Origin of the sequence: Thalassoglobus sp. (assembly GCF_048270125.1) — a bacterium.
Taxonomy (GTDB): Bacteria; Planctomycetota; Planctomycetia; order Planctomycetales; family Planctomycetaceae; genus Thalassoglobus.
In genome coordinates this window covers 88,837-112,888 of record NZ_JBLWTN010000011.1, presented here as the reverse complement: position 1 = coordinate 112,888, position 24,052 = coordinate 88,837, and the positions used below count along the sequence as shown (strand labels likewise).

At 49.8% G+C, this 24,052-nt stretch carries 18 protein-coding genes; 9 read left to right on the top strand and 9 right to left on the bottom strand.

Annotated features, from left to right (window positions below; translation table 11 throughout):
* Positions 1 to 35: 35 nt before the first annotated feature.
* Positions 36 to 2,906, bottom strand: a complete 2,871-nt coding sequence (locus ACN0YR_RS14305) for a PSD1 and planctomycete cytochrome C domain-containing protein (RefSeq protein ID WP_417849919.1) — start codon at positions 2,904 to 2,906, stop codon at positions 36 to 38.
* A gap of 286 nt (positions 2,907 to 3,192) precedes the next feature.
* Positions 3,193 to 4,548 carry a YiiX/YebB-like N1pC/P60 family cysteine hydrolase gene (locus ACN0YR_RS14300; RefSeq protein ID WP_417849918.1) on the bottom strand — a complete coding sequence of 452 codons (1,356 nt, stop codon included), beginning with the start codon at positions 4,546 to 4,548 and terminating at the stop codon, positions 3,193 to 3,195.
* A 501-nt stretch (positions 4,549 to 5,049) separates the two neighbouring features.
* Between ACN0YR_RS14300 and ACN0YR_RS14295 the strand changes: the two genes are divergently transcribed.
* The 9 genes from ACN0YR_RS14295 to ACN0YR_RS14255 all read left to right on the top strand — a co-directional run bounded on the left by ACN0YR_RS14295 (position 5,050) and on the right by ACN0YR_RS14255 (position 17,349).
* Complete coding sequence (locus ACN0YR_RS14295; RefSeq protein WP_417849917.1) at positions 5,050 to 5,460, top strand: DUF4339 domain-containing protein; 411 nt, start codon at positions 5,050 to 5,052, stop codon at positions 5,458 to 5,460.
* Positions 5,461 to 6,179: 719 nt separating this feature from the next.
* Positions 6,180 to 7,145: an L-histidine N(alpha)-methyltransferase gene (egtD, locus tag ACN0YR_RS14290; RefSeq protein WP_417849916.1), complete on the top strand. Its 966-nt coding sequence runs from the start codon at positions 6,180 to 6,182 to the stop codon at positions 7,143 to 7,145.
* Positions 7,146 to 7,186: 41 nt separating this feature from the next.
* Positions 7,187 to 8,461 (top strand): ergothioneine biosynthesis protein EgtB, encoded by a 1,275-nt coding sequence (egtB, locus tag ACN0YR_RS14285; protein WP_417849915.1) that lies wholly within the window; start codon positions 7,187 to 7,189, stop codon positions 8,459 to 8,461.
* 288 nt (positions 8,462 to 8,749) lie between these two features.
* Positions 8,750 to 10,429 (top strand): dihydroxy-acid dehydratase, encoded by a 1,680-nt coding sequence (gene ilvD / locus ACN0YR_RS14280; protein WP_417849914.1) that lies wholly within the window; start codon positions 8,750 to 8,752, stop codon positions 10,427 to 10,429.
* 91 nt (positions 10,430 to 10,520) lie between these two features.
* Positions 10,521 to 11,378 (top strand): NAD(P)H-hydrate dehydratase, encoded by an 858-nt coding sequence (locus ACN0YR_RS14275; RefSeq protein WP_417849913.1) that lies wholly within the window; start codon positions 10,521 to 10,523, stop codon positions 11,376 to 11,378.
* Between the two features lie 345 nt (positions 11,379 to 11,723).
* Complete coding sequence (locus tag ACN0YR_RS14270; RefSeq protein WP_417849912.1) at positions 11,724 to 11,960, top strand: hypothetical protein; 237 nt, start codon at positions 11,724 to 11,726, stop codon at positions 11,958 to 11,960.
* Between the two features lie 126 nt (positions 11,961 to 12,086).
* The gene (locus ACN0YR_RS14265; protein ID WP_417849942.1) at positions 12,087 to 12,698 is read left to right on the top strand and encodes a TetR/AcrR family transcriptional regulator; all 612 of its coding nucleotides are present in this window, start codon (positions 12,087 to 12,089) and stop codon (positions 12,696 to 12,698) included.
* Complete coding sequence (locus tag ACN0YR_RS14260; protein WP_417849911.1) at positions 12,695 to 14,140, top strand: efflux RND transporter periplasmic adaptor subunit; 1,446 nt, start codon at positions 12,695 to 12,697, stop codon at positions 14,138 to 14,140. Before ACN0YR_RS14265 ends, ACN0YR_RS14260 begins: the two co-directional genes overlap by 4 nt.
* Complete coding sequence (locus ACN0YR_RS14255; RefSeq protein WP_417849910.1) at positions 14,137 to 17,349, top strand: efflux RND transporter permease subunit; 3,213 nt, start codon at positions 14,137 to 14,139, stop codon at positions 17,347 to 17,349. Before ACN0YR_RS14260 ends, ACN0YR_RS14255 begins: the two co-directional genes overlap by 4 nt.
* Here ACN0YR_RS14255 and ACN0YR_RS14250 read toward each other — a convergent pair.
* The 7 genes from ACN0YR_RS14250 to ACN0YR_RS14220 all read right to left on the bottom strand — a co-directional run bounded on the left by ACN0YR_RS14250 (position 17,327) and on the right by ACN0YR_RS14220 (position 24,010).
* A complete protein-coding gene (locus tag ACN0YR_RS14250; RefSeq protein WP_417849909.1) occupies positions 17,327 to 18,268 on the bottom strand; it encodes an alkaline phosphatase family protein in 942 nt (313 codons plus the stop codon). The two genes, ACN0YR_RS14255 and ACN0YR_RS14250, sit on opposite strands and share 23 nt — an antisense overlap.
* A gap of 286 nt (positions 18,269 to 18,554) precedes the next feature.
* The gene (locus ACN0YR_RS14245; RefSeq protein WP_417849908.1) at positions 18,555 to 19,322 is read right to left on the bottom strand and encodes a DNA repair protein; all 768 of its coding nucleotides are present in this window, start codon (positions 19,320 to 19,322) and stop codon (positions 18,555 to 18,557) included.
* Positions 19,319 to 19,663: a hypothetical protein gene (locus ACN0YR_RS14240; RefSeq protein ID WP_417849907.1), complete on the bottom strand. Its 345-nt coding sequence runs from the start codon at positions 19,661 to 19,663 to the stop codon at positions 19,319 to 19,321. The genes ACN0YR_RS14245 and ACN0YR_RS14240 overlap by 4 nt, the downstream gene beginning before the upstream one ends.
* The gene (locus tag ACN0YR_RS14235; protein WP_417849906.1) at positions 19,656 to 20,609 is read right to left on the bottom strand and encodes a metallophosphoesterase; all 954 of its coding nucleotides are present in this window, start codon (positions 20,607 to 20,609) and stop codon (positions 19,656 to 19,658) included. The genes ACN0YR_RS14240 and ACN0YR_RS14235 overlap by 8 nt, the downstream gene beginning before the upstream one ends.
* Positions 20,606 to 22,159 (bottom strand): AAA family ATPase, encoded by a 1,554-nt coding sequence (locus tag ACN0YR_RS14230; protein WP_417849941.1) that lies wholly within the window; start codon positions 22,157 to 22,159, stop codon positions 20,606 to 20,608. Before ACN0YR_RS14230 ends, ACN0YR_RS14235 begins: the two co-directional genes overlap by 4 nt.
* A 95-nt stretch (positions 22,160 to 22,254) precedes the next feature.
* Positions 22,255 to 23,523 (bottom strand): NAD(P)/FAD-dependent oxidoreductase, encoded by a 1,269-nt coding sequence (locus ACN0YR_RS14225; RefSeq protein WP_417849905.1) that lies wholly within the window; start codon positions 23,521 to 23,523, stop codon positions 22,255 to 22,257.
* Positions 23,524 to 23,722: 199 nt separating this feature from the next.
* Positions 23,723 to 24,010 (bottom strand): hypothetical protein, encoded by a 288-nt coding sequence (locus ACN0YR_RS14220; protein ID WP_417849904.1) that lies wholly within the window; start codon positions 24,008 to 24,010, stop codon positions 23,723 to 23,725.
* Between the last annotated feature and the right edge of the window lie 42 nt (positions 24,011 to 24,052).

The window sequence follows — 24,052 nt, the reverse complement described above, 5'->3', positions numbered from 1 at the left end:
GACAGAGTGACTTTCATCGCACTGACATATCTCAGCTAATAGACGTAGAGAAACTCATTCGAATTCAAGAGGACAAGGCAGACCTCAGCCAATGCACGAGTGCGAACATCGACATCAGCAGCATGAAGGTCTGGGACGAAGTTTTGATAGAACTCCAGTGGTTTGGTAAACCGAAACTTTTCTCCGGTGTTCTCTTCAACAGCTTCTCGTTCGACCTCTGTGGGATATTCGATTCGTTCGATCTCAAGTGTTTGATGCCTCTTGGTCATTTGTTGCCAATGACTCAAGCAAGCATTCAATTCCAGATCAACTGGATCACGTCCCAGCGTTCGCTGATAAATCGCTTGAATGATTTCTGAGTCAGAAACTTGTGGGGATTTTTTGAGGGTTGAGTTTGCCATCGCCAGCCCGCGTGCATAGGTCTGTTCGTTGTTCAACAACGCAAAAACCTGCGGGGTCACAGTCGACGCTTCGCGTTTTTCGCAGGAAAGATCAGAACCGGGAGAGTTAAAAACTTCCATAAACGGATCACCCAAACCGCGAATCTTCAAAGAGTAAATCGAACGACGATGCCGTTGCTGTGGTAAGACAGAAGGTTGCCATCCTTCAGCGAATGTCCCCATCACCTGCCGCGGTTGCAAGGCAGCTTCGAGGTTCATTTCTGGTCGTGATGGAATCCCGCCGATTTCAGGATTGAGCTCTCCTGAGACAACAAGCATTGAATCACGAATTTCTTCAGCTTCGAGCCGTCGCGGAAGAAAGACTGCGTAAGTTTCTCTCAATGGATCGAGAGCGTTCAGTTGTTGTGCGTCAGAATGATTTGATGAACGGCAATACGCATCCGAAGACATAATTTTCCTGTGCATTTGCTTCACAGACCATCCAGAGTCCATGAACTCACGTGCCAGGTGGTCGAGTAGTTTTGGATGAGTTGGCTTTTTACCTGTTGTCCCAAAGTTGTTTGGATTCCCAGCAATTCCTTGACCAAAGTGTCCTTGCCAGATCCGGTTGACCATCACTCGTGCAGTCAGCGGGTTCTCTTTGGATGCAATCCAGTCTGCCAGGTCCAATCTCCGGTCATAAATTGACTCTGTCCGACTTACGTTTGAGTCCGTAAAGCTGACGGCACTCAGAATTCCGGGTGTGACCGGAAGAGAGGGCGAGAAGGGATCACCACCGGTTAAGATGAATGATTCTTCAAGCTCTCCTTGCCCACGAGGATCTTTGGGCATGCGTACCGGAGCGTTGACTGATTTTCGCTGAAGCGTTTTTCCGTTATAGACACTCAACGCATAAGGATCGTATCGATCCAGTCTCCACAGGAGTCGCTCAAGCCCTTTGCGGGCGACTCGTTCTTTGCCAAAATCGACCGGCTGAAACCCGACGTGTCTTGGAGGAATCAGGCTGGGGTCGACCTTCGCTTTCTGCATCGCAGTCCGCACTTCTCCCACATTGACTTTTTCTTCGCCCCCCTTCTTTTCAACGAGCTTGTTAAAGATCGCCTCAAAATGGGAGGAGTCCTTCTCTTCATCTCGATACCAGTCACGCGCAGCCTGAATCGTTTTTTTCTTGTCGAGATCATTCAGCATCGCCAAATAGTGTTTTCGTCGAGCCAAAAGCAATTCACGCTCGTCGAAACCTGAGACGTTTTCATCCTTCATAAAATCGACATGACGTTCCACAAGTTGAGTCGTCGCGAATGCTGCCTGGATCGAGTAATAATCTCGTGTCGGGACGGGATCGAATTTATGGTCGTGGCAGCGGGCACATTGCAACATATGTCCGAGAAACGTTTGTCCGACAATATCGGTCACGTCATCAAGAAACCGCTGTCTGGCGACTTTCGGGACTTCCATTCCGGTCAGTTCCCAAGGCCCCATCCTGAGAAACCCGACAGCTATCAAGTTCTCTGGATTGGTCGGATCGATTTCATCACCGGCGATCTGTTCGCGAACAAACTGGTCATACGGCTTGTCTTCATTGAATGAACGAACCACATAGTCGCGATACCTCCAGGCATTCCCACGTTCGTAATCATTTGCAAACCCGGAACTGTCTGCATACCGAACCACGTCGAGCCAATGCTGCCCCCAACGTTCTCCATAATGCGGAGACTTAAGTAATCGTTCGACGACTGTTTGAAACGCCACGGAATCCTCAGCAGGATCATTCAGAAAGTTCTCGATCTCCTGAATCGTGGGCGGAAGTCCGATGAGGTCATAAGTGGCTCGGCGAATCAGCGTTCGCCGATCCGCTCGCTGAGATGCGGAAAGTCCGATTTCGGTCAGTCGATTGTTAATGAGAACATCGATCGAATTTGCCTGTGCAGCTTTCAGGATTCCATCAGGATCAGCCCAGAGTGGTTGATACGCCCAGAGATTTTCGGTTTCGTAACGACGATTCGTCCAGTCGGCAGAAAGCCCCCCGCTAGTCTGAATCGGGATGCCATCCTCGGCGTCCCATTGAGATTGATACTCTTCGCGAATCTCTACGATCCGCTTCTCACTCGGCCAAACAGCCCCTCGTTCGATCCATACCTTGATCGCAGCAACCTGCTGCTTTGTGAGCGCATCATTCTCTTTGGGTGGCATGGCTCCGACGTCATCGCTGTTACGAGTCACTGCCAGATAGAGCAGGCTGTCGTCCGGCTTCCCAGCAACCACCGACGGATCTCCACTCTCTCCCCCCTTGAGCAAATCAACTTGAGTTTTGAGATTCAATTCTCCTCGTAATTCTCCTTCATCATCACCGTGGCATGTGAAACATTTCGTCTGCAGCGTCGGGAACACATGACGCACGAAATGCACATCTGCCGGCAATTCTTCAGCTGCGAAAGAAATCGCTTCGCCGAAGTAAACCACAGCAATGGCAATGAGAACGATACGAGGAAACTGGGAGCTCTGCATAAATAGAAGGCTTCTTAATGGACCGGTTCAAACCGTATTCATTCTACGCAACCCATTACTTCCATTACACCCCGAACACCTCACTTCAACAGCGATTCACTGTTTCCCATACTTAAAGGGCATGTACCAACAAATGGGGTCTCACTAGATCAGCTTGCTCTACCGTGTGCCCGTAAAGAACGCATTTCTCTAGCAAAAATGCTGTTCGCCACGAGGCAGGTCCTGCAAACCAATTCGAAAGATGCTCTAAAGCCAAAGCATGCACGGAAGCCAAATCCGGCATCGATCAAAGATTCACGGTCGTTCGCAAGACTGCTTCCGCTTCAACTCCGATTGCAAGATGCTCATGATGTGCGGGTGAAAAGACCGCGTACGTTTCAAAGTGCCTTCGATCAAGAGCCATACGGATCAGGTCTTCTGCTGCCAAGGTCCAGCGACCAGCGCGCTTGGTCAACTGAAATTCGAAGCCGCCGACCTGTTCATAGCTGCGATAAATCACTTCGGTGCAAACAAGACGATCCGAACGATTGAAATCGAAGTCAAAATCGTACGACTTCCCCTCATGAGAGAATCCTCGTGCAATCGCTTTAGAGATTTCATCGGGAGCAAGACGTGGACGCAGCACAGCCAAAGCATCAACCCCAAACGGAGATTTGATCGACCGAACATGAACCCCATCCTTCATTGCCTCCAGAACTCGCAAGGAATCATCTGCGTCACAGTGGAGCAACTTCTCCCAGCGTGTTCTCACCTGCTCAACGTTGGCCAGCCCGAGCTGTTGGAGCTGTTCGGAAGTGCCCAGAAACATTGCAGCATGAGGCCAGTAGCCCGGTAAGAAATAATTCGTCACCGCAAACTCTTTTCGGGTGATCAGAACATCCCCCGGTTGCAGGAGCGTCCGCAACTCCTGAGCGACATCGCTTCGCAAGACTGGAATGTGATCAAACTTCACAAACAGATTGGCCGTCAGTGAAGCGACTGCTTTTTGAAGGCCGTAGAGGGCTTGCTGAAACAATCCCATCCCCGCAGTGTTGTCGAGTGCTCTTGCGCGCGACCGGACGCGTGCGAGGGCATACCGATCCAAAGTAATGTGCAATCGATCCTGCATCCTCGAAACAAGTTCAATCACCGGACACAGCGCAGGATCGGTGATCTGCTTTATTTTCTCCCAGTGCTGGTTGAGATACTTCGCAGCGTGATACAACCGCCACGCATGGATTGGATTGGTCAACGACTTCTGAATCTGTTCATAAGTGTTCGCTTCAATCCCGAAATCGGCAGCCGGTTCATTCAGCTTTCCTCGAACAAGTGGTCGATGGTGAAACTCCGCCCGCAAGAAGCGAGCTGCATCAACGAGAACCAAAGCACCGGCATAGGCGACTAAAAAAGAAGAGTGCTGCAACTCCTCTGACAAAGTTCGATCCTGTTGATGAGCGGTGACGAGTTCAATCAACGCATTGCGAGACTGCCAGTACGAGACCAGCAAATGCTTGACCTGTTCATCTTCGGACGGCGTGAAATATCCTCGCGTCGAAGCATTCGACGCCTTCCCCAACTCCCGCGCTCGATCCTTCAAGCGGTCGAAATGTTCCGCCACATCCAAAACAGTCCGAGCGTCTGATTCAATCTGAGGAGTGATCAACGTGTTGTTCCCGATAAAATTCGAAGGATGGAGTCCCTGAGATTTCGCTTTCCTTGCAAGGCGTGGTGAGATAGAAATCATCACGAAAAAAATCTGGACGATTCAACGCATCAGCTGATGTGCAGAGTAACTCAACGACGTTTCGCCGGACACTTCAAGTCTCCGAATCATCTTGACCGTACACGTTTACCATGGTTTTTTCTGTGAAATTACTCTGCGAGACTGATTTCAGTTGAAATCCATCAGTTGCAAACGCTAGCCTTTCGTGGTTCGGACATTCGGTTCCGATCGCTCGACTCAAACAAATCCAATATAGATCTTTACGTACGACTTCGTGTCAAGCAGCCTATGAAGTCATGGAAGTGATTTTCACAGGCACGACAAGCGTTGAAAGTGCTCTCGAGAAATCCAATTTTAGATTGATGTTCTGCCTCGTGGCGAGCAGACTATGAAGTCATGAAAGTGACCTTCACGGGCACAGCAAGCATTGAAAATGCTCTAATGAAAACTCAGTACCACTATCAAATTGCGGATCAAGTCTACGGACCGGTGACGTTTGATGAATTAGTGGTCCGTGTGCGTAAAGGGACTCTCACCCCAGGTACGCTCGTCAACACTCATACGCAAACTGAGTGGATGTACGCTGCAACCGTTGAGAATCTATTCGTGCAAGCTGGGCAACTTGAATTGCTCGAACAATGGACAGCAGAACAGAGCGACATCTTAAAGATGAGACCGCTCACGCCAGAGGAATTGCTGCAAAAACGTGAACGCGATGCCCTTGAAGAGCAGCGAGCAAGAGAACGCGTCGACCTCGCACTGGCAGCTGCCAACGAGTTAATTTCAGAGAAACGACCCCGACGACGAGCTGGACCGATTCGTCGCTTCTTCGCAGGTTTGTTTTCACGATAGAGCAGTTTGCTCTACCGTGTGCCCGTGAAGAACGCATTTCTCTAGTAAAAATGCTGTTCGCCACGAGGCAGATCCTGCAAACCAATTCGAAAGATACTCTAGCGACCGGAAATACTGCTCACTTCTGCTCAGATCCACGTTCTGTGGACACTTGAAGGTGTCCAGCTAGCGTTCATCTATTCTTCAGTAAGCATGTCTCACTCAATCTCCCGCCGTACTTTTATACACAGGGAAACCGGCCGATGATGGCGACGACAGACCAAATTGGTGCCAGCAACACGGAAGGTCGCTCAAAAATTCCGGGAGCTTTCTGAAGAGCCGGATTGATTGCCCTCGACTTCAAACATAATCGAGACAATGGACCGGCCTGGGATGATGCAGGCGAAGAAAACTACAGGCACAAACCTGTCGGCTGATTGCGACTGATGCCGGATGGTTGCCTGAAAAATCCCGCAATCGTCTCACTTACAACTCGACAGAAACTTCCTCATGGCTGCTCTCCTAAATTGAGCAACCTTGGGCAGAAGGCCCAGAGCGTAATTCCGAACGATCAAATTGTTAAAAAAGAAGTGAAATACCTGAAGGCTGACGTAAGATCTTCTGTTTCAGTATCGTCAAAATATTCTATTTTGCAGAAAATCGCGAATAAATGGGTTGTGATCCGCAATAAACTCTGCACGATAAAAGTCTTCAATCAGAACATCTACGGAGGAGAATGTGTGTCTTCGACTGCCATTTGTGACAACGTTTCAACAAGCTCATTCTTAACAGATGTGCTGCGAGGACTTTCTCAAACCGAGAAAACACTGCCTTCCAAATACTTCTACGATGAGGCTGGTTCACGTCTATTTGAAAACATTTGTGAGTTGGATGAGTACTACCCCACTCGCACAGAACTCTCCATCATGCAGCGCCATGCTCAAGAAATGAGCGATGCAATCGGTCCCGATCATGTCGTATTAGAACTCGGCAGCGGGTCCAGTTTGAAAACGCAATTGCTCCTGAAAGCAATGCAACGACCGGCGGCTTATGTCCCGTTCGACATTTCACAATCGGCACTGAATGAAGCTGTCGCACGACTTGAGCAGGATTTCCCATCCTTGAATATCGCTCCTGTCTGCGGCGATTTCATGTCGGAAATTCAACTCCCCTCGAAACTGGCTGAGTATCGTGGTGTGGTGACATACTTTCCCGGATCAACGATTGGGAACCTAAACCATAAAAACGCTATTGCCCTGCTGGAGAGAATTCGCCGAGTTAACGCGGAGTCGGACCTGTTAATTGGAATCGATCTCGAAAAAGATCGCCAAATACTCCTCGATGCCTATAACGACTCGGAAGGAGTCACGGCTGCTTTTAACCTCAATCTGATCAAGAGGATCAACAACGAACTCAATGCCGATTTCGACCTGAATCAGTTTCAGCATCGAGCCATTTACAACGAACAGGCTCACCGTATTGAGATGCAACTTGTCAGCCAGGTTCAACAACGGGTCACCATTGGGGGACAAGTGATTGAATTCGAAGCGAATGAAACTATTTGCACAGAACACTCCCACAAGTACACAATTGAACGTTTTGAAGAACTGGCTGCGGAAGCGGGATTTAAAGTTGCAAACTCCTGGGTCGATGAAAAAGACTGGTTTGCGGTCCTTCTGCTCACTCCAGCTGATGCGACTTCCTGAAAAGAAATTTCTTCTTTCGCTGCACTCAAGTTCGACTTCCAATGTCATTTCTACGCATGCAAGAAACCGCACACAACAGACTCATCGAGCATCTCCTCGATGTTCGAACGTTCTCAGAAACGATTACTAATCCGTTAGAACAAGAAGACTTTGTTATCCAGTCGATGCCAGACGTCAGCCCGGCAAAATGGCATCTGGCACATACGACATGGTTCTTTGAGACTTTTGTTCTGGAAACAGCCGTCCCTGATTACCAGCCTTTTCATCCGCAGTTTCGGTTCTTATTCAACTCTTATTACAACGCAGTTGGGGACCGTCATCCGCGGGCTCATCGTGGGATGCTCTCTCGTCCGACAATTGATGAGGTCCGAAAATACCGAACTTATGTCAATCACGCTCTGGGAAAACTGAATGTCGAGGAACTCTCCGGCGAAATTCGTTCAATCATCGAAATCGGAATTCATCACGAGCAGCAACATCAAGAGTTAATGCTCACAGATATCAAGCATGTCCTGAGCATCAACCCGCTTCGCCCCGCGTATCGATCCGATTTGACGCTCGCAGAAAACAGCGATCGACAAGCACTATCCTGGAGCGACTTTGAGGGTGGGATTCATCAAGTCGGTCACGCTGGTGACAAATTTCATTTTGACAATGAAGCTCCACGACACGAAGTTTTACTGAGAGATTTTCAACTCGCGAATCGACTCACATCGAATCAAGAATATCTCGAATTTATTGAAGATCGTGGTTACCAGCGACCGGAACTCTGGCTCTCTGAAGGTTGGGACGCGGTACAACAACTTGGCTGGACTTGCCCACTCTACTGGGAACGAGTCAACGACGAATGGCAGACGTTCACACTCGCAGGGATGAGAGACCTCAACCCTCAGGAACCGGTCACCCACGTCAGTTTCTTCGAAGCCGATGCATTTGCCCGCTGGAAAGGCTGCCGCCTCCCAACAGAATTTGAATGGGAACATGTCGCTCAAACCCATCAACCGGCTCTGCAAAGCAATTTCGTCGAAGAAGACCTGTTGCATCCCCGAAGTGCCCCGAAATCTGGCGACCAGACGAGTCCCGTTCAATTATACGGGGATGCCTGGGAATGGACCGCAAGTCCATACATCGCATATCCTGGATATCATCCACCTGACGGAGCAATCGGGGAATACAACGGGAAATTCATGAGCAGCCAATGGGTGCTGCGTGGTGGAAGTTGTGTCACGTCGAAATCACACATCCGACCCACCTACCGCAATTTCTTCCATCCCGAGAAACGCTGGCAGTTCACTGGAATTCGTCTCGCTGAGTGAATCTCTGTTTCGTCAGTTTTTCTTCTCAAGAGTCCGAACATCTTCGCATTCGCTCGACTCATCTCATAAAACTCGTCAAACTACCCTCTTCTCTGACTTGGAATGACACATCGCAACAGTCGATGCGCACGCTCGATAGCGTACTTGTCGGATATTGACGATCCGTCAAACCGAGTTAAATGGAACCACCTGTCAAATTCGTCAGTCTGTTTAGTCAGTGTGTCAGGCGAGAGTATGACACACCTGAATTACCCGTGCCCTTAGTCCCTCGACCCTAGCTCATCATCAATGTCCGAACTGAACAAATACTCATCGAAAATTACTCAACCACGCTCCCAAGGTGCCTCTCAGGCGATGCTGTACGCCACTGGCCTCACCGAGGAGGACATGAACAAGGCACAGGTCGGAATTGCCTCCTGCTGGTACGAAGGTAACTCCTGCAACATGCACCTGCTTGACCTGGCAGCCAAGGTGAAAGAAGGTGTCGAAGCCGCCGACATGGTCGGTATGCGATTCAACACGATTGGCGTGAGTGATGGAATCTCGATGGGAACCGACGGGATGAGTTACTCGCTTCAGTCGCGTGACTTGATCGCTGATTCAATCGAAACAGTCATGGGAGCACAATGGTACGATTCATTGATCGCACTCCCAGGTTGCGACAAAAACATGCCCGGCTGTGTGATGGCAATGGGACGACAAAACCGTCCGTCAATCATGGTTTACGGTGGTACGATTAAAGCGGGCTGCGGATTGAAAAACGAGAAGCTCGATATCGTCTCGGCGTTTCAATCTTATGGAGAATATCTGGCAGGCCGCATCACCGATGAAGAACGCCAGGAAATTGTGAAACGCTCCTGCCCCGGAGCCGGAGCCTGCGGCGGAATGTACACCGCCAACACGATGGCTTCTGCGATTGAAGCAATGGGAATGTCACTCCCTTATTCGTCTTCAATCCCAGCTGAAGACCCTGCGAAACTGCAAGAGTGTCTCGACGCCGGAAAAGCAATTCGCATCCTTATGGAAAAAGATATCAAACCGCGTGACATCATCACGCGCGAGTCCCTCGAGAATGCCATGGTCCTCATCATGACTCTCGGCGGTTCCACAAATGCCGTATTGCATTTAATCGCCATTGCTCGCAGTGCCGGTGTGGAACTCACCATCGATGATTTCCAAGCTGTCTCAGACCGGATTCCTTACCTCGCCGACCTCAAGCCTTCCGGTAAATATGTCATGGAAGACTTGCACAACATCGGGGGCACACCAGCAGTTCTGAAGTATCTGCTCGGGAAAGGTCTGATCAACGGAAACTGCATGACCGTCACCGGAAAGACGCTCGCAGAGAACCTCGAATCGGTCCCTGCTCTGGAAGAAAATCAGGACATTGTTCACGACGTCGAAGAACCGATCAAGAAAACTGGTCACTTGCGCATCATGCGGGGAAACATGTGCCCCGAAGGAGGAGTTGCGAAAATCACCGGGAAAGAAGGTCTGATCTTCACCGGGCCAGCTCTCTGCTATGACAGCGAAGAAGACATGCTTCACGGTCTTGAAAAAGACGAGATCAAGGGTGGCGAAGTCATTATCATTCGTTACGAAGGTCCTAAAGGGGGACCTGGAATGCCGGAAATGCTCACGCCAACCTCAGCGATCATGGGAGCTGGCCTTGGTGACAAAGTCGCACTTCTGACTGATGGCCGTTTCTCTGGTGGATCACACGGTTTTATCGTGGGACACGTCACGCCAGAGGCTCAGGAAGGTGGCCCGATCGCACTCGTGCAAAACGGTGACGAAATCACACTCGACGCGGAAGCAAACGAAATCAACATCGGTGTTTCCGATGACGAACTCGCAAAACGCAAGGCAAACTGGACTGCTCCCGCATACAAATTTACACGCGGGACACTCTATAAATACATCAAAAATGTGAAGAGCGCCAGCGAAGGTTGCGTGACCGACGAGTAATCGAATTCGCCGACCTCTTTCATCATTTGAAGTTGCCCCGTCAAAGCGAACATGAGACCATCATGTTCGCTTTTTCTTTTGGAACGAAGCCATGTCACAGCCACTCCCTTCACTGCCTACTCGACCAAGCGACGGACACAAAGGAACCTTCGGTCGCGTGTTGATCATCGGTGGATCAACCGGAATGAGTGGGGCGATTTCCCTTTCCGGAGTCAGTGCATTGAGGAGCGGAGCCGGGCTGGTTTCACTCGCTCTGCCCGAACCAATCTTACCGATCGTCGCCAGCTATGAGCCTTCGTACCTCTGCATGCCTGTTCCGTCTGAATTGAACGGTCGCATCTCAATCGAGGCACAAGATGTCCTGGATGAGTCACTCCTCAAAATGGATGCTGCTGCAATTGGCCCCGGACTTGGGCGATCTGAAAATTTGAATCAGCTCGTTGCACATCTCTATCAGAATACAAATCTTCCCGTGGTTTTTGATGCAGATGCACTGAACGCGATTGCAGATCAAAAAGAAATCCTCGGCCAACAGACCGGCCCACGAATCCTCACTCCGCATCCCGGAGAGTTTGCACGTTTGATTGATTCAGAAACATCACACATTCAGAAGCACCGGGAAACTCTCGCTGTCGAGTTCGCAGCCAAGCACAAAGTCATCCTTGTTCTCAAAGGAGCCGGAACCATAATCACCGATGGAAAGACAACTCGAGTGAATGAAACTGGAAATGCAGGCATGGGAACGGGGGGAACAGGAGATGTTTTGACCGGAATCATTGCCAGTCTTTTAGGTCAAAAAATGCCTCCGCTCGAAGCAGCCCAGCTCGGAACTTACCTTCATGGCCTTGCGGGAGATCTGGCAGCTGAAAAGTTCACACAACGGGGAATGATCGCCAGCGACTTGTTGAAAAAGATTCCAGACGCGTGGCGAATCATGCAAGCGGAATAGCGGAATAAACGGCAAATCTGGCACGACAAGCAGGCCACAAAAGTCCGCGACGTACTTGCAATTTGAAAGAACACCCCTGTCGGTCTCAGTACGCTGGAACAAGACCTGACAGATTACGGAACCTGCTGACTCTCACTGGAATTCGTATTCTCCCGGTTGCAAGCTTTGCGCATCCAACCCAAACTAGCTATTCGTAAATTCTTTCCTCAGATGACAACTCACTCACTTTTGGGTAACGATCTGCCGAACTATTCTACGTAGCTTCACCAGACCCACTCTCTCAAAATCACAGATGCATTGAAACCGCAAGATTTGGAGAGACTATCAAATAGAAAGATCGCCCCAATGTCCAGCGTTGCCAAAACGTCGGATGGAGCCTCAACTTCAGATCAACGGACTGATCAACAACCTTCAGGTCCCTACCAGATCGATGAAAAACAGTTTGAGAATTGGGAACTGCGCTGGAATACTAAACAAGATGTGATTGACCACTTTCTCCAGGAACTTGAAACTGCAATGGTGCAAGGTCAAGTTCGTAAAGTCCCTACGTTGCGTCTCGTGTCCGACGAAGATGACGACTGATCTGCAGTGATGTAGTCCGTATCTGACGCGACGTTTTGGCCTGAAAAGAATTTGCATTGACAGCTTTGGGAACCGCTGCGACAATTAGTTGGTTCATAACAACTAACTCATTCCCCCGAGACTCTTCTGGTTCGTCCGAGAACGATTTCTGATCAACAAATTCTGGAAGTCGCTTCAAAGTGTTTTCTAGAACGAGGCCCGTCTGTATCGACAGATGTGATTGCCCACGAACTCGGTGTAACCTCGCAGGCACTGCTCAAAAGATTTCGCAACAAAAAAGAGCTGCTTATTGCAGCGATGAAACCGTGCCGATCTGCTCCGTGGCTAGACATGGTCGAAGAAGGACCAGACGACCGCCCTGTCGATGAGCAATTGACAGAGATCCTGAGGGAACTTGCCAGCTTCTTCTCGGAGATCGTCAGAAGAATGGAAATTCTTCAGTGGAGTGGAGTCTCGATGAAGGAACTCATGGCGAGTTTCGACGAGCCGCCTCCGGTCCGGGATATTCGTGCAATTGCTGGATGGCTGCGCCGTCTGTATGAGAAGAAAATGATTCGCAAGATCGACTTCGACGCGACAGCGATGTTCATTCTGACAGCGATGCACGGCCCGGCAATGCTTACGCAATTTCTTGGCAAACCTCCGACTGGACACACGTTCAACGAATATATTTCTCAGTACGTCAACATTTTACTTTATGGCCTTCTTGATTCCAGCAATTCCGAGATCGAGCAATGACGACGAACTCTCCTCGACGTTCATTTTATCCTGCAAGATACTTCCCGATGGTTTTACGCGTCGTCGTTTCCTTAGGCATCCTGACTGCAGGCGGAGTCTCCTATTTTGTCTTCGGACAAAAACCGGAAATTCCCACTGATGATGGCTCCGGAAAACCGGTCGGGACACTGGTTCAATCAGTCACTATTCAGGAATACAACAAGCCGATTATGGTGAAGGTCGATGGTGAAGCGACCACGTATCGAGTGATCTCAGTCGGCGCTGAAGTTTCCGGCAGAATCGAAAAGAAAGCCGACCGTACTCGGAGTGGACACTTCGTCCAGAAAGGTGATCTGCTTTTCAAAATCGATGATGCAGAATACAGAATTGAACTGGAACGACAGCAAGCATTGCTCGCGCAAATTGACGAAGAACTCCGTGCCATCAATGTCGAACTCGACAACTTGTCGTCACTCATCGAACTTTCAGCGGAAGATCTCAATCTTCAGCGAGGCCACTTAGATCGAGTTCGCAATCTTTTTGATCGAAAAGCGACCAGCGAAACCGACTACGACAACGCGCGCCAACAAGAGTTGGCCGCCCGCAACGCTTTGCAAAAGCTCAAAAACGAACTCAGTTCGAAAGAACGAGAACGCGCGACCACCCTGGCTCGAAGAAAAGTTGAAGCCGCGACCCTGAAAAGAGTCGAGCTGAACCTTGCTCACTGTGTGATCACATCCCCAATTTCAGGACGTGTTATCGAGGACGAGTTTGAAGAAGGAAACTTTGTGACCACCGGACAAACATTGGTTCGCATCAGTGATGCCAGCCACATGGAAGTTCGATGCCAGTTTCAACCGAGTGAAATTGCCTGGGTCTGGCAACAGCAAGTCGAAGCTGCTCTCTCCTCTCCCCGTTCTACACCACGTCTTGATCCCATTGAACTCCGTCCTGTTCCATGTCAGGTCGTTTACGAATTCTCCGGAATTGAAACAACCTGGAAAGGAACACTTTCTCGATTCGATGGAATGGGACTCAGCCGTGAAACTCGTACTTTTCCCGCACGCGTCATCGTCGAAAACCCCGAAGAAACAACCTCAGTGAGGGTTGGTGATGGTCCCATTTCAATTGTTCCTCCAACATTACTCAGTGGAATGTTTGTCTCGGTACGCATTCCCGTTGAGCTGAATGAACCACTCTTGAGCGTCCCCGTCGAAGCCGTTCGCCCCGGCGGAAAGCTTTGGATCAACGATCATGGCAAACTGCAAATTCAGGACGTCGCTGTCGCAAAAATCGTCAACGATCAGGCACTTCTCAGGCCATCGTCCAGTGTCAATGCAGGACAAAAAGTGGTGGTCTCACCATTGCCTGCAGTCACCAATGGAATGATCTTGCGGGAAGAATCTGACGACGCGCCAGTTGTGGCTGACTCAACGAACAGAACGGATAAGGTTCAGCCATGAAGTCTATCGTCAAATGGGCGATTGAACATACCCCGGCGATGAATACAGTGATGTGTACCATCTTGCTGATCGGGGCTTTCGCCGCTTATTCGCTACGACGCGAAGAGTTCCCGCAGTTCGACCTGGAAATCATTCTGGTCTCGGTCCCTTACCCAGGTGCCAGCCCGGAAGAAGTCGAAACCGGGATTTGTCAGAAAATTGAAGAAGCGGTACGCTCGGTCGATGGTTTGAAAAAAGTGACATCGGTCGCCATGGAGGGGGCGGGAAACGTCATCATCGAGGTGAAGACAGATGTCCCGAGTGTGCAGAAAGTCCTGAACGAGATTCAATCTGAGATCGACCGCATCCCCAGTTTCCCCGATCTCTCTGAAGAGCCTGAAGTTCGACAAATCACAATTCGAAATCCCGCAATCACAATTGGTGTGGTGACGAACGGGTCTGAGGGTGAAGATGCGGAACTTCAACTGCGAAACATCACCGAACAGATCCGGGACGATCTGCTGCAAATTCAACAAGTTTCAGTCGCAGACATTGTGGGTGAGCGGGACTATCAGATCGATGTTCAGATTTCTGAGCATACTCTTCGCGAATACGGTCTGAGTTTGTCCACAGTCGCAGAGGAAATCCGCAAGAGGAATCTGGAACTTCCCGGGGGAAATATTCGTGACGACAGTGAAACGTATCTACTGCGTGCTAAAGACAAACGCCTTTCAGGAAAAGAGATCGCAAAAATTCCGCTGGTCACCCGGCAGAATGGAGTGGTGCTGACGGTCGAAGATCTTGGAACTGTACATGACGAGTTTGTGGACACGGTATCGATCAGCCACATCAACGGAAAACCAGGACTGGCGATCAGAGTGAAGGCTGCGAAGGGTGAAGACCTGCTAGCGCTCACGAAAGCAGTGAACGAGTACGTTGAAAAGAAAGATTTACCCCACGGGTACGAAATGACCACCTGGGGAGACGTTTCGATTGATGTGAAAGACCGACTCGAACTCTTAACACGAAACGGCCTGCAGGGTCTGGTGCTGGTGTTCGTCATCCTGGCACTGTTTCTGGAACTCCGCCTGGCGTTTTGGGTTGCGATGGGAATTCCGATTTCCATCCTGGGCGCGTGCGTCGTTCTGTATCAGTTTGACCAGACGCTGAACATGCTTTCGATGTTTGCATTTCTGATCGCTCTTGGCATTGTTGTTGATGATGCAATTGTCGTCGGAGAAAATATCTACGCCCATCGCCAAATGGGCAAGCCCTTTAAGCAGGCAGCGATCGAAGGGACCTTCGAAGTCGTCCCATCGGTGACAACTTCGGTGACCACCACCGTTTTTGCATTCATGCCGATGTTCTTTGTCTCCGGAATTATGGGGAAGTTTTTCGCAGTCTTGCCGGTCGCGGTGATCGCCATGCTGGTCATTTCGCTGTTCGAAAGTGTCTTAATTCTGCCATGCCACTTGGCACATGGATCAGAGAAGCCGTTCTTCCTGACGGCGAAGATCAATCGCATCACCAATCGGCTCCTCGATTTTTGCATCTACAAGCTTTACACACCCTTAGTTCGACTTTGTGTCAACAACCCGCTGATCACTGTCAGTATTGCACTCACGATTGTGATGGTCTCTGTAACGATCGTCAAAAATGGAACCGTCAAAAGTGATTTCTTTCCCAAGCTCGACGCCCCTGAAGTAATTGCTGAAGTGGCCTTTCCTGATGGCACTCCCAGCGACGCTGCATCGATCGCAACTTTAAGACTGGAAAAGGCTGCACAGGAAATCAACGAGAAATATTCGACGAAGGACCACCCTCTGGTTCTCGTGATACACCGCATGGTCGGAACAGGTCCAGACAATCAGAACCCTGGCGCCGTCGGCCCCACCCTCGAAGGGAGCCACTCCGGACATGTCCATGTCCAGCTCGTTGATAGTGAAAACCGATCGATCACCAGTGATGAATTTGCTCAGGAATGGAGAAAGCGAACCGGGGAAATCGCTGGCGTCGAGTCTTTAACATTCGGATCACAGGCAAGAGGTCCGGGAGGAAAGCCGATCGAATTCAAACTGCTTGCTTCAGCGGAAAACATGGAACAACTTGAAGCAGCAGTTGAACTCGCTAAGGAGGAACTTGCGAAGTATCCCGGAACTCAGGACATCAGCGACGATTCTCAACCAGGGAAATGGGAGATTCAGCTGACTGAAAATGAATCGGGAATCCCATTAGGTGTCCCACTCGATTTCATCGCCAGAACCGTTCGAGCCTCTTACTACGGTGAAGAAGTGATGCGACTGCAACGCGGTCGACATGAAGTGAAGCTCATGGTGCGATACCCAGAGGAAGACCGCCATTCACTCGCCAGCCTTGATGAAATTCGAGTCGATCCAGGTGATGGAACGAAGCGCCCAATTACAGAAATCGCAAATGTCAACGTGAGTCGCGGCTACTCTGAAATCAACCGCGTCGATCAAAAACGTTCCATCACCGTCTCATCCGATCTCGACACCACCGTTGGAAATGCAAAGAATATCGTCCAGCAATTGCAAAAAGATTTCATCCCAGGATTGCTGAAAAAATATCCCGGCTTACAGATTCGCTGGGAGGGCCAGCAAGAGCAGGATACCGAATCAGTGGGAAGCTTAGCGGTCGGCTTGGCAATCGCGATGTTTGCAACCTTCGTATTGCTCACGATGGAATTCAACTCTTATGGGCAACCGATCATCGTGATGTCGATCATCCCGTTTGGGATCATCGGTGCAATCTGGGGCCACTACTTTATGGACCTCCCCCTGACGCTCTTCAGCACATTGGGACTTGTTGCATTAACAGGCGTTGTCGTTAACGATTCGATTGTCCTCGTTGATTTCACCAACGCACGAACTCGCACTGGAATGTCTATTTACGAGGCAGCCATTGAAGCGGGACAAAGACGCTTTCGTCCGGTCTTATTGACGTCCCTCACAACAGTGGCAGGACTGTTGCCGATCCTGACTGAAAAATCGTTTCAAGCCCAACTTCTCATTCCGATGGCGACGAGTCTCTGCTTCGGATTGATCTTCTCCACACTTCTCGTACTGCTATTGGTGCCAACGTTTTACACAATGTATGCAGCTCTCTTTGGAGTAAAAACAACTGAAGAGATCACAGGCGAAGAACCTGCTGAGGAAGAGAACGACACCGACCAGTTCGAATTTGCTGCTACTGATTCTGTATTGAATTGAGCCCGACTGCTTTCCCGTCCAGCTTCCATTTTGGATCAATCTTGACCCCCAAATGAGTGAGAGCCGTCACGGGCAAATCGACCAGGTAAGTCTGCTCTTCTATCTGACCGGTCATCGAGTTCGCTCCGCTGACAATCAGAAAAGTGTTGCGAATCTCCGGCTTGTCATGACCGTCGCCATGCCCGGTTCCGACACCACCATGATCAGTGGAGACAATCACTAACCAGTTCTCTTGATCGTAATCTGTACGAGACTTCATCGCTTTCAAAACGGCTCCAACGTGTCCATCTACGGTTTCGATGGCGGACATGTATTGCTTGACGCTCGGATGGAATCCGTATCGATGTCCAGTTTCGTCTACGGCTCCAAAATACACCATCACAACATGTGGTTGATCCTCTTCCAGAAACGCGACAGCATCCTTCGCGATCTCTACATCCTTTTGGGCGTACTCGTCAGCTCCTTGGGAAGGGTAAACTTTCCGCACGTCGGCGTCGCGAACGATGAACTTGTCGATCGGCTCCCAATCGACAAAAGAACCTGTTCTTGCCTTGGGGAACTGCTCCTTCACACGCGAGAAAAAGTGTGGAAATTCATCGTAGTTCCGACCCTCGAAACTATTATCGTGAACTCCATGTTTATCCGCCCAGACACCAGTCAGGAAACTCGACCAGCCCGGCCCGCTGATTGTGTTATTCTTTGAATATCGTTCCCCAAGAATTTCAGTATTCTCGGAAAATGCTCCCTGCTTGATCAAGCTTTTAAGGTTCGGTGTTTCTGCTTGCAGCAAAGCGTCTCTTCGAATTCCATCAATGCCAATCACCAGAACACGATTACGCGGGGCCTCTTCTGCTATAGCAACCGTAAATGAACAGAGCACTACAAGGCTAAGTTGAATAGAGGAAAGAATCGTCTTCATAGCAGCCCCTGAGTAACAAAGATTTTATCGAACAGATTTTCTGTTTCATCAGCAAGAGATGAGACACTGAGCATGGCTATTGTGAAGAGAAATTGTCAACCATCAAGAACTCAAAGCTCTATAGCATTTTGGAATTGGTGTTCAGGTTGTGCCCCGAGGAGAACGCGCACTACACGGGCATACGGGCGAGCAAACTACTCTTAAACGAACCTTCAAAATGAGTCTCTCTAATCGTGACTGAGCAACTGTTTTTTGAATAAAAATTGACGTCCGCCTCAACAGGCAATCAATCAAACAGCTTTCTAGGAGACGGTTTCTTTGTGACGACTGAAACAGGGTCCGTAAGTGGCTGAGAAGTTTGTCCATCCGGGTTCCCCGCTTCGGTAACCATCTGCTCAGCCTGAATGCTGCCTTCGCTATTCAGACTGAGACGATAAATACGGTCAGCAAACTTTTCGAAAAGAGAGCTTTCGTGGTGGCTGATCATCAACACTTGAAAGCCGAGTGCCTGGCCGGCCTCCTGAACCATTTTCACCAACCCGGGAACAAGATCTGGACGTAACCAACAATCCTGTTCGTCGAGTACTAAAAATCGTCGATGCTCTGTCTCATCGAGCGTCATCAGCGCAAACATCCGCAGACCAACGCTCAGGATATTCGCAACCGATCCCCCCTGCCCTCGTAGAATATCTTCTTCGTAGCCTTCACGTTCCATGTAGAATTCGACTGTCGCAGCCCCCCGTTTGAAGTCAGGACGTGCGCGAAACTTGACCGGCTGATCCAGAATTTCCTGCAAAGCAATGGTCAATTTTTCTTGAACCATTCCCAGCAATTGTTGAAACAACTCTTCACTTAATTGTTCCAGAGCCAGTGAAACATCATCAGCGATATCCAGAAACGCATTCAACGCACGGAAACTTTTGTCCAACTGTTGCGACTGCAGTACACGTTCTTCTCGACGGTCGATGAGCCGATCTGTTCGTCTTCGGACCGCTTCAGGGGATTGGAGGTCCTCAGATTCTGACTTTACATTTGTCAAATCTTCGGAACTCATTCTGAATCCTCAGCTTCAGTGCTGGCAGTTGCCGCGTCCGCAAATTTCTCGTCAACCTGCGTCAAGTCTTCTTCGATCCGGTCCAGACTTTCCTGGTACTCACGTCGTTTGCGTTCGTTCTCAATCTTCATCTCTTCGAGTTGCTTTCGCAATTCTGCAACATCATCCGTGCCATATTTTTCACGAGCTTGCGATTTATGAAGCTCCAATTGCTTCTGCGAATGTTCCAGATTCGTTTCTGCCTGAATCTTCCGTCTACTGAGATCGCTGTAGCGTTTCTGAAGTTCTTCGATGTCTTGGTCTTTGACTTCACTCTGTTCGTTTTCACGCTTCTTACTCATGAGTCACTTCCTCTGCCAGTTTCCAGATTTCGTCTGCAACGTTGGGTTCAAATTGATCAAGATTCTGTTTCAAAAACTCTTTTAGTCCTGCCCCGGTGCTGGTCCGTCTGGATTGCAACTCTGAAAGTCCCGCGACAAATGCCGACGACCCGGAGTCCGGAACTGTTTCAATGACCGCATCATGAAACACATCTTCAAACGCAGAGTGCGGAATTTCGACGTGATTCGCCTGCCAGTCATCATCTGCAATGTCGATTCTTAAAACCGACGGAATATGTTCCTTGGTGGCATCGTTTCGCGAACGACGTGAGATATTTCCAGGAGTCAGCCAATGCGTCCCTCCTTTTTGAACAGTTTCCAATCGCCGGTGAATATGCCCGTTGACGATGACATCGATCCCCGGAATTTCACTGGGCTTCACACGGCCTTCGTCGTACCCTGGGATTAAAATGTCATGATGCGTTAGCCAGAAAACAATCGGGGTTTGTTCTTTGCTTGCCACAAAACTAAGCGGATCAAACTTCTTCGGAATCTCCTGACGATAAGATGATCCACTCACAATCACTGGATGACCATTGACGACCCCGACCCACGGATTGTCGGCACTGACCATCCGTAAACAACCAGCTTTAACAAGCAGGCTCAACGAATCATGCTCGGTCAGTTCCGGTTGATAGTGGACGTCATGATTTCCATAAATGGAGAGGATTTCCCCTTTTAAAATTTCAAAGAGTTTCCCAATCACCCAAGTCGGATTGTCGCGAGGCTTATCGAAGAGATCTCCCAGAATGATGGGTAAGAGATCGTTCTCCCGCGCATAAGACAGCGACCAATCCAGCTTATCAAGAATGACGTTCGGGTAGTCATCTTTACGAAAACCGGGTTGGCGACCTTCAAGATGGGGATCCCCAATCATCAGCAAGCCGTGGTAACTGGATTTGCTCATAGCGATGCCCTCTCCGCTTGCTCAAGAAGTCTCTCAACGTTGAGGTTGCCACCGCAGACCGGACAATTCTGATCAGTCGCAGCTTGCTTAAATTCTGCGGCGACAGCTTCAAGATCTCGCTGGAATTTTGAGACCTCTTCTTCCCAAAAGTCGACTTCTTTGAGACCCTTCTCCAGCTGCAAACTAACTTCCTCGAGGTGACCTGACTCATCCACAATTGATGGTGATTCAAATGAACTCAGCAGGTTCAGTTGAGCCTCATATTGCTCACTTTTTAATGATGCAGCCTCAAGGTCGCCCACAATCCTTGCAAGCAAATTGACATCTTCCAACTCCAACGGTTTCACTTCCTTCAAAATGGAGGAGTGCTGTTGATACTGATTCACTTGAATCTCATCTCTCGAGAGCTCTGCGATCAGTCTCTGAAGTGGCTCCGTTTCATCAAACGTTGGCACGCTCTGTAGCTTCGACAGCGATCTGTGGCAATCAGATTCGTAGGAGACCCGCTGAGACGATTCGACAATCCGATCCATCAGACTTTGAAGATCATCTGTCGACGCCAAAGCCGGCGGGGAGACGAGGCCTCCGAGAATCCTCTGCACCTCTTGTGACGCCTGGAGTTCCAGACTTTGCTTTTCAATCTCACAAATTCGTTTCTCAAGTGACAAGACATCGCTGATCTCGGGTGGAGCTGCAAGCTGTTTTAACGCACTCAACTGCTCCGAAGAGCGAGCGACGTCAAACTCCAGATCAACAACCTTTTGAATCACCTTCCCGAGCGGTTCTGTTGGAGTAATAACGGGAGGAGTTTGAAGGAGGCTGAGGGCTTTCACCTCTGCGCTGTAAGCTGCGAAGTCTCGATTCTGCCTTTCTAAGATCGATTCCAGTTGCGTTAGCTCTGTAACTGTTTGTTCGAGTTGTCGCAGTGCCGAAAAGTCATCTTCAAGCTTTTCGACACGTCGTTCGATCTCAACCGCTGGATCGAGGGCAGCGAGTTCTGCGTTGAGGCGCTTTGATTCAAGATCAAGTCTCACCCGCTCTTTCTTGGCATCGCGGAGCTTCTCTTTGTGCCGCTGCTGCATCGCCACTAATCGAATTGCATCAGAGGATGACGCAAAGAATCTTGCAGCGGTCGCACCCGACTCATCCAGGAGAAAGATCGGTGATTTTTGTGAACCGAAGTGAACATCGAATTCATCGGCCCCGCTCCCTTTGACTTTCGGAAGTTTTAAGACCTGATGGAGTTCGTCGGGGGTTCCACTTCTTGCAAGGCGGTCGAATTTCTGACCATCGATTGTGTAGCTGGGTGACTTCTTGCGTCGCCATTCCACGAGATGCCCGTCATCCGTTTCAACAGTGATGGAACAATCTTTGGTTCCATGCCGCATCACATAGGTAGAATTGTCGTTGTAACACAAAATCTGTAATGCCGCGATGACCGCACTTTTCCCGACATTATTCGCCCCGATCAACACCGTCAGCCCCGCCGCCGGTTCAATGACGGTGTGCTCGTGGGACATGAAGTTCTTCAGCTCAATCCGTTTGATCATGGCGAAATAAGGAAGATTGGTCACGTGAACGGGTGTCAACTAGAGACTAGGTTAGCGACCCCACACGCAGTTGCCAACTCCGGAAACGAAATGACTCAAATTCTTGACATATGAATCGGATGGTTTGCGATCCCGGCAGCAGCCACACTGGCTGAGGACCAGGCCCATTGAAAGTTGAAGCCACCAAGACGACCATCGATGTCGAGTATCTCGCCGCTCAGAAACAGGTTCTCACAGCATCTGGATTCCATCGTCGACGGGTTCACTTCACCTAGCGGGACGCCCCCCGCAGTTGCTTCCGCATATCGAAATCCTCGGCTGTCCGTGACTGGAAGTCTTCGTTCGGTCAAAGCATAGACTAAATGTTTTCGCTGCTCTTTTCGAAACTGCGAGAATGTCATCTCCTTCGGGATATGAAGTTCAGCCAGTAAGGTGTCGACAAAGCGACCTGGCAACCGTTGCGACAAAAACTTTCTGAGTGAGCCTTTCGAGTTCTGCTCCGCCGCCTTCAGGATCTCTTCATGAATCTGTTGCGGTTGAAGATCTGGCAGGAAGTTACAAATCACTGACTGCGTCGCCCCGGTGTTATGGGCTGCGTGCCAATGTCTTGAAAAGTCGAGAACGACCGGTCCGCTGATTCCGAAGTGTGTCCATAACATCGAACCGGAAAACCGTTTTGGTTTCTCATTCTGAACATCCAGAGTCACCTCAACCTCTTGCGCGATCCCGGAAAGCGCTTCGTGGAAGTGGCCATCAAGAAGCATTGGAGCGAGTGCCGGAAATGTTGGCAGAATGGAATGCCCAAGCGATTTCGCCAGCTCAAAACCAAAGCCATCGCTCCCTGTCTTCGGGACCGACTTCCCCCCTGTGGAGAGGAGAACAGATCGAGCCTGAAACTGACTGAGTTCGGTTCCAACGCGGAATAACCCTGAATCCTTGTTGATATGATCGACGCGATGATCCGTCAGAATCTTCACCCCGTGCGTATCGGCCTCGTTGATGAGAGCGTCCAGAACGGAACGTGCTTTATTAGAATCCGGGAAGAGCTTGCCATGTTGCTCTTCATGAAGCGGGACGCCGAGCGACTCAAAGAACTCGACGGTTTTGCTGGCTGAGAAAGCTTTCAAGACCCGCTTGACAACATTACGACTTCCACCGTTGAAATCTTTAGCGGTGACAGCTTTGTTCGTCACATTGCACCGCCCTCCCCCGCTGATCAGAATCTTCGCCCCCAGTCGCTTCGCTCCATCCAAGACTGCAATACTTAGATCTCCACGCAGGTGCGCAAGCTGAATCGCTGCCATCAATCCGGCAGCTCCCCCACCGATGATGGCAACGTCATATGTTTCCGGGGCGATTTTCATTTTGAAAGGCAACTACAATTATAAGCAGAGCGAAGACTCGATGAGGGTAACGCCGAAGCTGAGACTGATGTCCGAAATCTTTTGAGGTCGTTGCGGAGGTCGTTGTGACTGGACCGTCGTCCCGTCGGACAATTTTCATTCAGAAGACTCTGATGCACATAGCGTCCCGGAACGACTAAGAACACTCCAGCGATCAGTCTCAGGTTTTGCCAGAACTTGTTAAGTATCTCGTAATGATTGGCCAGCCACCATAAAAGCTGAAGACGACGAGTAGCACTCCCAACAGCATCCCGTGATCTGCAATGGATTCGAGGCCATATTTGTATTGAAACAAGCCTAATGCAATCGCTGTGCAGAAGAACGAATACGCAATATTTGCGCGGGCACTGTAGCCAAACAATCCAAGGATGCGTCCGTCGAAACGACCGATAAGATAATGTGGCAGTGCATTCGCTGCAAATAGACCAATCAGAAAATCGATGAACATCGTCGAAGCTTTGTCAGGGCAAATTGAATTCGTTGAACTATG

Coding starts and splice junctions, on each gene's coding strand:
- egtB (WP_417849915.1), top strand. CDS start 7,187: ATGTCATTTCTACGCATGCAAGAAACCGCACACAACAGACTCATCGAG.
- ACN0YR_RS14235 (WP_417849906.1), bottom strand. CDS start 20,609: ATGAGCAAATCCAGTTACCACGGCTTGCTGATGATTGGGGATCCCCAT.
- ACN0YR_RS14295 (WP_417849917.1), top strand. CDS start 5,050: ATGAAAACTCAGTACCACTATCAAATTGCGGATCAAGTCTACGGACCG.
- ACN0YR_RS14270 (WP_417849912.1), top strand. CDS start 11,724: ATGTCCAGCGTTGCCAAAACGTCGGATGGAGCCTCAACTTCAGATCAA.
- ACN0YR_RS14250 (WP_417849909.1), bottom strand. CDS start 18,268: ATGAAGACGATTCTTTCCTCTATTCAACTTAGCCTTGTAGTGCTCTGT.
- ACN0YR_RS14260 (WP_417849911.1), top strand. CDS start 12,695: ATGACGACGAACTCTCCTCGACGTTCATTTTATCCTGCAAGATACTTC.
- ACN0YR_RS14240 (WP_417849907.1), bottom strand. CDS start 19,663: ATGAGTAAGAAGCGTGAAAACGAACAGAGTGAAGTCAAAGACCAAGAC.
- ACN0YR_RS14255 (WP_417849910.1), top strand. CDS start 14,137: ATGAAGTCTATCGTCAAATGGGCGATTGAACATACCCCGGCGATGAAT.
- ACN0YR_RS14245 (WP_417849908.1), bottom strand. CDS start 19,322: ATGAGTTCCGAAGATTTGACAAATGTAAAGTCAGAATCTGAGGACCTC.
- ACN0YR_RS14220 (WP_417849904.1), bottom strand. CDS start 24,010: ATGTTCATCGATTTTCTGATTGGTCTATTTGCAGCGAATGCACTGCCA.
- ACN0YR_RS14230 (WP_417849941.1), bottom strand. CDS start 22,159: ATGATCAAACGGATTGAGCTGAAGAACTTCATGTCCCACGAGCACACC.
- ACN0YR_RS14275 (WP_417849913.1), top strand. CDS start 10,521: ATGTCACAGCCACTCCCTTCACTGCCTACTCGACCAAGCGACGGACAC.
- ilvD (WP_417849914.1), top strand. CDS start 8,750: ATGTCCGAACTGAACAAATACTCATCGAAAATTACTCAACCACGCTCC.
- ACN0YR_RS14225 (WP_417849905.1), bottom strand. CDS start 23,523: ATGAAAATCGCCCCGGAAACATATGACGTTGCCATCATCGGTGGGGGA.
- ACN0YR_RS14305 (WP_417849919.1), bottom strand. CDS start 2,906: ATGCAGAGCTCCCAGTTTCCTCGTATCGTTCTCATTGCCATTGCTGTG.